The sequence below is a fragment of the Massilia sp. Root335 genome, assembly GCF_001425685.1.
GTDB lineage: Bacteria > Pseudomonadota > Gammaproteobacteria > Burkholderiales > Burkholderiaceae_D > Telluria > Telluria luteola.
In genome coordinates, this window is record NZ_LMCY01000033.1 from 1 (window position 1) to 11,564 (window position 11,564).

Here is an 11,564-nt window from a genome sequence, read left to right on the forward strand (position 1 = left end):
TCGTTTACAAGCGATCGTTGCTGAACTTGCCGCTTAACTTAACGGCATTAGGGTCAGAGCCCGTTTTTGGGCAATTTCCAAAAACCGGGCTCTGACCCCGAATTCACGAGTATTGTCGATGCGGATGGTAGCGTGCAGCAACGCATTATTATTCCCGGATCGGCGGTTTTAACGATTGCGCATGTGACCGCTAACAGCGACAATAGCGCTTCAACTATAATGCGCACGCCGCCGCCACCGTCCGGCACCGTGCCGCGGAGACGATCCCACCCGTCCGCCACGCGCGGCGGCGGGCCATACGGCCCGTCATGACAGTCTTCCCGGCCCTTTGCCGCCTGTGCGTCCGGCATCGCCCGATTCACCCCCTGCGATAGAGGACTGAATGAGACTTACCCTGCACCGCACGCTGATTGCGCTAACATCGGCGCTCGCCATCGTACCCTCGGCCTTCGCCGCCCCGCTGACCACCCTGGACCGGAACGGCGCCTGGGTGACGGTGGAAGCGTACGGCCCGAACGTCGTCCACGTGACGATCGCCGTCGACAAGGACGAAGTCCTCAAGGGGCCGGGCTACGGCATCCTCGCAAAGCACGCCGACAACGGCGCCTTCCGCCACGCGGCCGGCAATGACGGCGACACATTCACGTCGAACGGCATGACCCTGCACGTGAACGCGGCCCCGCCGGCGCGCACGCCGAGCCAGCCGGAGAAATACTTCGCGCCGTCGCTGGCCCCGGTCGGCCTGCAGGTGAAGAACGCGCAGGGCGAGCAGATCCTCGACATGCAGGGCTGGGAGATGTCGCCGCAGACCGTCTCCGGCGAAAAGACCTACCAGGTCGGCGCCACGTTCGCGGTCGCCCGCGACGAGCATTACTACGGCATGGGCCAGAACCAGGAATCCACGGGCGCCCTGGACCTGCGCGGCCGCACGCTCGACTGCAAGCACTGGTACGACGCGCCGGCCGGCGAGACCGTGTGCGTGCCGTTCATGGTGTCCTCGAAGGGCTACGGCATCGTTTGGGACAACCCGTCGGCCACGCGCTTTTCCGCCGGCATCAACGGCCGCACGACGTTCCAGTCGAACGTGGGCGAGCGCGTGTCGTTCTTCGTCATCACGGGCAAGACGGCGGACGAGATCTACTCGGGCTACGCGCGCCTGACCGGCAAGACGCCGATCCCGCCGAAGGCCGCGTTCGGCCTGATCCAGTCGAAGGCGCGCTACGACAGCCAGCAGGAAGTGCTGCGCGTCGCGAACACCTACCGCCAGAAAAAATACCCGCTCGATGTGATGGTCGTCGACTGGTTCTACTGGACCCGCATGGGCCAGATGGACATCAACCCGGCCGAGTTCCCCGATCCGGACGGCATGAACAAGCAGCTGCATGACATGGGCATGCAGTCGATCGTCTCGATCTGGCCGCGCTTCGAAACGGCGGGCCGCTACTTCAACGAGCTGGATGCGAAGGGCTATCTGCTGAAGGACAAGGACGGCAAGACCGTCGACGGCCTGCCGTTCCGTTCCGACCGCACCGGCGGCCTGATCGACGCGACGAATCCGAAGGCGCGCCAATGGTTCTGGGAGAAGGCGCGCGACAACGTCCTGTCGCACGGCTTCGATTACCCGTGGCTGGACGAGACCGAACCCGACCTCGTGCCGGACGGCTTCTTCTACTCGATCGGTTCGGGCGATCGCTACCACAACCTGTTCCCGCTGCTGCACGTGGAAGGCGTGGCTGACAATATGCGCGCCTGGAAGCCGAACAAGCGCGTGCTGATCCTGTCGCGTGCGGCCTACCTGGGCTCGCAGCGCACGGGCGCGCTGTTCTGGTCCTCGGACGTCAACGCGACGTGGGAAGCGCTGCAGCGCCAGATCCCGACGGGCCTGAACATGACGGCATCCGGCATCGCCATGTGGGGCAACGACATCGGCGGCTGGCAGTCGATCCCGGCCACCAGCGGCGGCACCAAACCGCCGCTGCTCGACCCGTCCGACGCGCGCGACGTCGTCGGCCAGAACAGCGACTATCCCGAGCTCCTGACGCGCTGGTTCGAGTACGGCACCTTCCTGCCGACCCTGCGCTTGCACGGCCTGCACAAGCACACCGACATCTGGTCGTTCGGCAAGCAGGCGGAGGCCGTCATGTCCCGCTACGACGCGCTGCGCTACCAGCTGATCCCGTACATCTACAGCCAGGCCAAGTTCACGCACGACACCGGCGCGCCGTTCATGCGCGGCCTGTGGATGGACTTCCCGAACGATCCGAACGTCGCGAACATCGGCACCGAATACATGTTCGGCCCGGCGTTCCTCGTGGCGCCGGTGACGGAGCAGGGCCAGACGGAAAAGAACGTCTACCTGCCGGCGGGCAGCGACTGGTACAACTTCTGGACCGACGAGAAGCTGGCCGGCGGCCAGTGGGTCAAGGTCGCGGCGCCGATCGACCGCATCCCGGTGTTCGTGAAGGCCGGCTCGATCGTCCCGCTCGGCACGGCGATCCAGTCGACGGCGACGAAGCAGGGCATCGCCCAGGTCAAGGTCTACCCGGGCCGCGACGGCAGTTTCGACCTGTACGACGACGACGGCGTGTCGTACGACTACGAAAAAGGCAAGGGCACGACGACGCGCCTGCACTGGAATGACGGCGCGGGCAAGCTCACCGCCAGCGGCGGGGATGCCAGCGTGGCGAAGAACCTGCCTGGCCTCGTGAAGGTCGCCGGCAAATAATCGCGGCACGTCATGAACGCCGTTCCCGCCAGCGCGGGAGCGGCGTTTTTTTTATGGCTGTGTGCGCGATATTGAGGTAAGCGCGCATTGCCCCTCCCTCGGCTGCCGGCGTCAACGACGGCGCCGCCCGACCCGAATGCGCCGGCCACGCAGCCGGACCCACCGCAATCCCCATCGCAGCCGGCATGCCCGGCATTCCCTGCGCCCCCACATGTACGCGCGCAAGTCCCTTTCCGCCATCGCGGCGTCCGCGACAGCGATGCGGCCGACGGGTTCCCGAACGGCGCCGCGCGGCGCGATCCGGCTTCCGAAGACACAAATGACCGGTCCTCCGGAACGGGGGCAGACCGCGGCATGCGCCATGAATAACATCAGACATCATATCTGTTGTTATCGTATAACACCCCTAACACGATTTTTGTGGTAGCGGATAGCAAGCCCCCGAGGGAGCGGCCCGCTCTATGACGCCTGCGATACGAATTCCGGTATCGGTCACGAAAAAAAATTTATTGGTTCCGTGGTATTTACTCAAGTATTTTACTGACATGTCAGACGTCATACTTGGAAAGCCCCTCCGCAGAGGCGATTTCATCCGTCTTGGGTAGGTGACTGCCGACAGTGTGGCGAAGGTCGTTCCGCGCCGAAAAATGTTAGCGTTTAACATTTTGTGTTAGTGCGATCGGGGCGAGTGTCCGAAGTAACCGTGTCAGGAGAACCGTTCCCGAGAAAAACAAGCGCATCAAGCAGTCCGACCTCGATACGACACCAAAAGGCCGCCGAGGCCATCCGATAAGAAGACAAAGAGGAGACATATGAAGCAACACTGGAAAGGCGCCGCACGGCGCAGGGCACCCTATTGCCGCGAGATTTACGCATTGACGATCCTGGCCGGCCTCGTGTCGAGCGCCTGGGCGCAGGACGCCGCGCAACCGGCAGCCACCGCCGCGGCGGCGCAGGCCGGCGCGGACGGCAAGAAGCATGCGGCCGCCCCGACCGTCACCGTGACCGGCTACCGCAGCTCGCTGGCGCTGTCCGCCAACGAAAAGCGCGAGAACAACGGCCTGACCGACACCGTGTTCTCGGAGGACATCGGCAAGTTCCCCGACCCGAACATCGCGGACGCCCTGTCGCGCGTGCCGGGCGTGACGGTGACCCGCGCGGCCATCGACGGCGAGGGCATGAACATCTCGATCCGCGGCATGGGCCCGGCGTTCACGCGGGTGCTGCTGAACGGCGCGCCGATGGCGTCGGCGTCGGCCGGCAGCTGGGGCGGCAGCATCAGCGCCAACCGCGAAGTGGACATGGACTTCCTGCCGTCCGAACTGTTCCGCAGCGCCACCGTGTACAAGAGCCAGCGGGCCGACATCATCGAAGGCGGCGTGGCCGGTACGGTCGACATGCGCAGCGTGCGGCCGTTCGACAAGGCCGGCTTCCGCTCGGCCTTCACGGCCAGCGGCAATTATCGCGACAAGGACGGCAAATGGGGCAATACCGGTTCCGGCCTCGTCAGTAACACGTGGAACACGCGCTTCGGCAAGGTGGGCGCGCTGGCCGGCTTCGCGTGGGGCAACACGAAATACCACACCGACGTGTTCCAGACGGTGGACATGCGCACCGTCCGCCTGAATGCGAACCAGCGCAACGCGTCCGATCCGGCCGCGCTCCCGGGCGACTATTTCAACAGCCCGGCCACCGTGCCGTCCGGGATTCCGCTCTCCGTGCTGCCGGCCTACGCGCAATCGCTGCTCAAGCCGGGCGCGCCGATCGACCGCGCGATGCTGCTGGCGTTGAATCCGGGCGCAACGATCCAGCAGATCGACAACGGCCTGATGGGCCGCCTGCCGCGCTACCTGGTCTACGACGGCGAGCGCCGCCGCCGCGGCGAGGTGCTGAGCTTCCAGTGGCAGCCGAACGACCAGTGGGACTTCTATCTCGACACCCTGTTCGCCCAGAAGGGCAACAAGATGACGCAGGAAGACATGAACGTGGGCATGCGCGCCAATACGCCGATCCCCATCGGCATGACGTTCGACCGCAGCGATTGCTCCGCCTATTGCACGATCACGGGCGCGACGCTGGCCGACACGTTCTGGTCGCTCGAGTTCCGTCCGATGAAGGAGAACACGCACTTCCGCAGCATCAATCCGGGCTTCGAGTACCGTCCGACGGACAGGCTGACCATCGACGGCCACGTCAACTACACGGACAGCGAGTTCTATCGCGACATGCCGACCGTGCTGGTGGCGACCACGTCGCCGTCGTCGGTGGTCAATTACAGCAACACGGCGCCGGGCAAGATCCCGGTCATGACGAGCAACATCGACATCAACGACCCCAGCGCCTTCGGCTGGTACCAGGCGGGGCAGGGCCTGTCCGGCCTGCGCACCGACCTCTACCAGCGCCGCAACACCACCAAGGGCACGCGCCTGAACCTGAACTGGGGCGACGACACGTTTTCCATCAAGGCGGGCGGTTCGTTCGACGACATCGCGCGCCGCTTCACGGACTACAACAACGCCGACGCGTGGATGAACCTCACCTGCGGCAACAACGTCAGCTACCCGTTCTATGCGCCCAACACGGCGCTGCAGGGAACGTGCGACGGACGCTCCACGCCGGGCGCCGCCGTCGCCGCGACGGCCTATCCGGGCTACGGCACCGGCTCGACCGCGGGCCTCACGAACCAGCTGGTGTATCTCGGTTCGGCCGTCACGAATGCCGACCTGGCCAAGTACGTGCACGCGAGCGATCACGGTTTCGTCACGGTCGACTGGGACAAATTTGCGAAGGACACGAATTACCAGTACTTCCGCGACCGCATCATGGACGTGCCGACGACGGGCGGCGGCTACCTGCGCGAAAAAGTGAAGGCGTTCTACCTCGAGACGAACGGCAAGCTGCCCCTGTTCGGCCGCACGTTCCGCTACAACGCCGGCGTGCGCTATGCGCAGACGGAGCAGACGATCGGCGCGCCGCAGAGCGTGGCCGATCCGCGCAACGCGGCGCAGAACCTCGCCAACGGCGGCCGCTATCCGAACCTGCAGACCTGGACGTACGAGACGACCAAGTACCATAACGTGCTGCCGTCGTTCACCGTCTCGTACAACATCCTGCACGACCTGATCGCACGGGTGTCCGGCTCCAAGTCGATGACCCGCGCGAACCCGGCCGACCTGCACCAGACCCAGTTGACGATCGGCGACCAGGGCGTGAACCAGGGCAGCGTGTCCAACCCGAACCTCAAGCCCTTCAAGGCGAACAACCTCGACCTGGGCCTGGAGTATTACTTCAGCCGGGAAGGCTATGTGGCGCTGGCGGGCTTCGCCAAGGACATCGTCAGCCGGCCGGGCACGCGCTACATCGACTACACGCTGGCGCAGCTGGACCAGATCTACGGCACGGTGGGCCTGACGGGCGCGCAGCAGGCGGCGGTGGACGCGGCCGGGGGACGCGACCAGAAGCACGTGTTCATCAGCGAGCCGTACAACATCGACACCAAGCTCAAGGTGCGCGGCTTCGAATTCACGTGGCAGCAGCCGCTGGACATGTTGCCGGTCAAGGGCTTCGGCTTCACGGGCAACTTCACGTACACGAAGCAGACCGACGAGGTGGTGGGCTCGCCGCCCGTCGCGGGCGTGCCGCCGCGGACCAACAACCTGACGCTGTATTACGAGCGCAACGGCCTGAACCTGCGCGTCGCGCGCCAGTACACGTCCAGCCTGATCAGCAATACCGGCACGGGCCTGGCGACGTGGACGAACGCGTACTCGACGTCGCGCTCGCAGGTCGACCTGTCCGCCGGCCTGAACCTGCAAAAGCTGTTCGGCTTCCGCTACAACACGGACGTGACGCTCAGCGTCTGGAACGTGAACAACGCCAAGAGCCAGAACTACACGCAGTTCACCAACGCGATCTTCGACGAGAACGCGCCGGGCCGCAGCTACACCATGTCGCTGCGCACGGCGTTCTGACCTTGCGTCTCCCCGGGCCGTCTGCCGAAGGCCCGGCGTTCATGGAGCGGCCCCGCGGCCGCTCCTTTTTTTTCAACGCCGATCCGCCGCGGCATCCGTCCACGTGAAACGCACGCCGTCGCTGCCGTCCGGCAGCGGCCCCGGGCTGTCCGCGCGGACCGCATGCGTGGCCGGATCGACGCGCAGGAAGCGGTTCGTCGCCAGCGACATCAGCACGAGTTCACCCGTCGGCGTCTCGATCCACTGGAAGCTTTCCGCCTGCCCCGGCCGGCCCTTGCGCAGGCCCACGCCGCCTTTCGCGTCGACGCTGACCCATGCCGCGCCGGAGCGCAGCGCGACGCGGCCCAGGCCCATGTCCTTGACGGCGAGCGGCGCGGCCCCGCCGTGCCCGGGCACGAACGCGTCGCCCGTCTTCCAGCCGGCGAGCCGGATCTCGCGGCCGTAGGGAATCGCGCGCATCAGGCCGTGCGGGTCCGGCTGGTAGACGTCGATGCTGTCGAAGTCGGCGTGCCCGCCCGCTGTGCCGGTCTGGTTGTAGTCGAAGAGGGCGTAGCGCACGCCCTGGAACGTCGTCAGCTGGAACACCATCGTGAACGGCGCGCCGATCGGCGCGAACGTCTTCCCGTCCGTCGACCAGCTGAAGCGCGCCTGCTCCGTGAGGAAGTCGCAGTCGGCGCGCAGCATCACGCGCGCCGCGCCCGCCGGCAGCGGCACGCGCACGGTGCGGTCGCGCGCCTGGTCGTACAGCGCCACCTGCAGGCCCGCGGCCGTTTTTTCGACGCCCAGCGTCGCATACGGGAGGTTCAGCAGGGCCAGGCCGGCGACGTCGCCGTCGGCGAGGCCGGCCGCATCCAGCGTCACCGTGGGCGACGAGCGGGGGCCGATGGCGCGCTGGGTCAGGCTGTTGCGGGCCTGCCAGAACGACGTGGCGGGCAGCGCATGCAGGCGCAGGAAGCCGGGCCGCTCCGTCAGCGACCATTGGCCGTCGACCGGGACGTGATTCCACTGCCAGACGGGTTGCAGGGCCGGACCCGAAAAGTCGTCGCTGCGCGCATACGGGACGGCAATGGGGGAGGGCGCCGCCGTCTTCGGCTTGACCCAGGTGCGCGGATTGCGTCCCAGGTTGCCGGGCAGGCCGAAGTAAGGCCAGCCGTCCTTCCAGGTGATCGGCGCGAGGCTCAGCAAACGGCCGACCGAATTGAAGTCCTGCATCGAGAAGCCCCACCATTCGCCGGCCGGCGTCAGCACGATGCCGCCCTGGTGCAGCGAATCGGCGTTACGCGCCGACGGGTCGGGCGGCACGAGCGTGGCCGGCATCTTGTTGTCCTTGAGGCGGTAGCCCTGGGCCATGCCGTAATCCTCGTCCTTGCTGATCGCCCGGTTCACTTCGTACGGACCGTCCACCTTGTCCGCGCGCGCGGCCGGCATGCGGAAGCCCCCGGCATAGTTGGCGCTCAGGATGTAGTACTTGCCCTTGATCTTGTAGAAGTGCGCGCCTTCGCCCATGCCGGCGTCCTGGGTGAACAGGATCTTTTCCGTGCCGGGCACGATGTCCGTCAGGTCGTCCGTCAGCTTGGCGACGTGCATGCGCTGGTGGTCCCACACGACCCACGCCGTGCCGTCGTCGTCGAACAGGACGGAGAGGTCGTGCAGGCCGCGCTTCATTTCGCGCCGGGTCCAGGGCCCGCGCGGATCGGTGGCGGAAAAGACCTGCGTGGCGCGGCCGTTCACGTTGCTGAAGATGTAGAACGTGCCGTTCCGGTAGCGCAGGCTGGGCGCCCAGATGCCCTGGCCGTAGATGTTCTTGCCGTCCTCCAGCCGGTAGGCGGGGCCGAAGTCCAGCTTGTCGACGGCGTAGCCCAGGAATTCCCAGTTCACGAGGTCGCGCGAGCGCAGGATAGGCAGGCCGGGCATCGCGTGCATCGTCGTGCCGGTCAAATAGAACCAGTCGCCCACGCGGATCAGGTCGGGGTCGGAGAACTCGTCGTAGAACAGCGGATTCGTGAAGGTGCCGTTGCCGTTGTCGGCCGTCCAGGTGGCGGTCGACAGCCCGGTGGCGGGGCGGGGCACCTCCTGCGCGCGCACGTGCATGCAGGCGACGGCGGCGCAGACGGCGAGGACCGCCGCGGCGAGGCGCGGCGGGCGGGGGCGGTGTGGGGTCATGTGAGGTCCGGTGGCGTACAGGTCATCCGGCAATGTAGGGCATGCCGGCAAGCGTTGTCAAAACCGCGGCGGCGCGCCGGCGGGCGCCGGGGGCGACGTCGCCGCTATATATAAGCCATTGTTATTGCGGGGATTTTCCTTGCAGCTCGAAGCGGGCGCCGCGGACCCGACCCGAAATATCTGATAATTTGCAACTAACCGACGGTTGCGATACCGAACCCGATATCGGTCGCCAGGAAAAAATCATCGCAGGGACCGGTACGCCGGGCTGTTTTTTTCGCCTTCATGGCTGTCGATCATCCGGATCTTGCCCCGGCGGCCGTCACAGGCAGCGTGCCCGCCTGCGCTTGTGTTTAGTCTGGGGCCGGTGCATACTCGAAGGCTCTTCCGTACCCCGGGGGCGCTGCCCGCCCTTTCCGACAGCACAGCATGAAATCCAACGGCCTGTCCCTGCATCACCCCTTCGCGTTCTGGGCCGGCACGGCCGCCATCGTCGCCGGCGTGCTGGCGCACATCCCGATGTTCGTGTGCGCGTCGCACATGGGGTACCGGATGGTCGGCATGAAAATGGACGCCCTGATGCTGGCGGGGATGGCCCTGATCCCGCTCGGACTGTTGTTGGCGGCCTACGGCGTGATGCCCCGCATGGCGCGGCTGCGCGCGGGCACCCGCGCGCGCGGCGGCCTGCATTTCCACATCGCCGACGGCATCCCGCTGAACCGCCAGCACTGGTATCTCGTCGCCGTGCTCGTGGTCGCGCTGACGATCGACGTGATGAAGCCGGCCACGCTCGGTTTCGTCATGCCGGGCATGACCCGCGAATACGATCTCGCCAAGCAGTCGGCGGGCATGCTGGCCTTCGTCGCGCTGACCGGGACGACGGTCGGTTCCGTCGTCTGGGGTCTCGTCGCCGACCGCTTCGGCCGGCGCGCGACGATCCTGCTGTCCGCCCTGATGTTCATCGGCACCGCCATCTGCGGCGCGATGCCGTCGTTTAACTGGAACCTGGCCATGTGCTTCCTGATGGGCGCGTCGGCCGGCGGCCTGCTCCCGATCACGTTTACGCTGATGGCCGAGATGATCCCGGCCGCGCACCGCGGCTGGCTGCTCGTCGCGCTGGGCGGGCTCGGGAACTCGGCCGGCTACCTCGTCGCCGCGTGGTCCGCCAGCCTGCTGGAACCGGTCTACGGCTGGCGCGTGCTGTGGCTATTGGGCCTGCCGACGGGCGCCATCATCATCCTGCTCAGCCGCCTGCTGCCGGAATCGCCGCGCTTCCTCGCGACCAACGGCCTGCCCGACCAGGCGCGCGCCGTGCTGGCGAAATTCGCGGGCGTCGTCGACGCGGACGGGGAGGGCGGGACGGACGGCGGGGCCGAGGCCGACCGTCCGTCGTCCGGCATGCGCGCGCTGCTGCAGGGCGGCTACGGCCCGCTGACGATCGGCATGGGCGTGGCCGGCATCGCCTGGGGCCTGGCCAACTTCGGCTTTCTCCTGTGGCTGCCGACGAACCTGCGCGCGATGGGCATGGACGCCGCCACGGCCACGAGCCTCCTCGCCAAATCGGCATTTCTCGCGCTGCCAGGCACGCTCGTCGTGATCTGGCTGTACCACCGCTGGAGCACGATCAACACCCTCGTGACCTTCATCGGCCTGTCGTGCGCGAGCCTGCTGGGCTTCTTCCTGCTCGGCCATTTCGGCGTGGCGTCGACGGCCGCGATGGTCGTCGCGACGGTCGCGCTGCTCGTGTCGGCCAGCGGCGTGATCGCCACCCTGATCCCGTACGCGTCCGAAATCTACCCGGTGCACCTGCGCGCCACCGGGTCCGGCGTCATCGCGGCCGGCTCCAAGCTGGGCGGCATCCTCGGCGCCGGCTTCGGCGTCGTGGGCCTGTTCGGCAACGTGTCGCTGGCCGCCCTCGTGATCGCGGCCCCGATGGCCGTCGCGGCGCTGCTGCTGGCGAAAAACGGCATCGATACGCGCGGCCGCCGGCTGGAAGAGATCCAGGGGCTGATCGGGGAGCCGGCCGCGCTGGGCTGAACGCCGCGCTGCCGGTCGTGTGGCGTAGTGCCGGACGGATCGCCGCGCTCGACGGCCGATCAGCCGGCGTCGTGTTTGCGGGTCGAAGACGGTGCCAGTTCGACCCTCGTGAACTGCACGTTGCGGGCCCTGCCGGTACTCAAAGTGAAGCCGGTGCAGCCATCCCGGGCGCCGCACTGGTACTTGATGGCGTCGAAGCCGGTGGCATATTCGCCCCGTCCGTCAAAGCCGAGCGCGAGGGGGCCACCCGGATAGGCCAGCCTGAGGTTTCCATCCTTGACGGCGACCGCGTACGGCACGTGCGACTCGTCGCTATAGAACTCGCCTTCGAACCGCTTCGCAGGCCAGTCATGCCCCCCTGATGCAGGATGCCGCCCGCGACGATGCCATCCTTGCCGGGGGCGTCGAAGGTGAACTGCTTGGACATCGATCCGATGAAAAACTCGGCGGCCGGCGCCATCGGCGCGCCGTGCTCGACGTCGGCCATCCCATCACGCTTCGTCAACAGCACTTGACCGTCGCGGCTTACCTTGGCTACGGCCCCGCCCGCCGGGATTCTTTTTTGGCTGTGTTCGCGTTAGTTGTGTGAACTAATTTTGGTTGCCGAGGTCATACGCATCGTCGAGTTAACTCATGAGGAGTGACGATGCGCGGCCTACCCTTCGACG

General features: G+C 66.6%; 6 protein-coding genes. 4 read left to right on the forward strand and 2 right to left on the reverse strand.

Features of this window, described 5'->3' with window-relative positions; translation table 11 throughout:
- Nucleotides 1-382 precede the first annotated feature (382 nt).
- Both ASC93_RS18035 and ASC93_RS18040 read left to right on the forward strand, forming a co-directional pair.
- A complete protein-coding gene (locus ASC93_RS18035; protein WP_056445280.1) occupies nt 383-2,725 on the forward strand; it encodes a glycoside hydrolase family 31 protein in 2,343 nt (780 codons plus the stop codon).
- A gap of 812 nt (nt 2,726-3,537) precedes the next feature.
- Complete coding sequence (locus ASC93_RS18040) at nt 3,538-6,696, forward strand: TonB-dependent receptor (protein ID WP_056445283.1); 3,159 nt, start codon at nt 3,538-3,540, stop codon at nt 6,694-6,696.
- Between the two features lie 72 nt (nt 6,697-6,768).
- On the opposite strand, the gene ASC93_RS18045 is transcribed toward ASC93_RS18040, so the two are convergent.
- The gene (locus tag ASC93_RS18045; RefSeq protein ID WP_082548137.1) at nt 6,769-8,859 is read right to left on the reverse strand and encodes a glycoside hydrolase 43 family protein; all 2,091 of its coding nucleotides are present in this window, start codon (nt 8,857-8,859) and stop codon (nt 6,769-6,771) included.
- A gap of 429 nt (nt 8,860-9,288) precedes the next feature.
- Between ASC93_RS18045 and ASC93_RS18050 the strand changes: the two genes are divergently transcribed.
- Nucleotides 9,289-10,896: an MFS transporter gene (locus ASC93_RS18050; RefSeq protein WP_056445286.1), complete on the forward strand. Its 1,608-nt coding sequence runs from the start codon at nt 9,289-9,291 to the stop codon at nt 10,894-10,896.
- A 59-nt stretch (nt 10,897-10,955) separates the two neighbouring features.
- On the opposite strand, the gene ASC93_RS32235 is transcribed toward ASC93_RS18050, so the two are convergent.
- Entirely contained in the window at nt 10,956-11,195 is a 240-nt protein-coding gene (locus ASC93_RS32235; RefSeq protein ID WP_056445291.1) for a hypothetical protein, read from the reverse strand.
- A 62-nt stretch (nt 11,196-11,257) separates the two neighbouring features.
- On the opposite strand from ASC93_RS32235, the gene ASC93_RS32240 reads away from it, so the two are divergent.
- Entirely contained in the window at nt 11,258-11,485 is a 228-nt protein-coding gene (locus ASC93_RS32240) for a hypothetical protein (protein WP_056445295.1), read from the forward strand.
- The last annotated feature ends 79 nt before the right edge of the window (nt 11,486-11,564 follow it).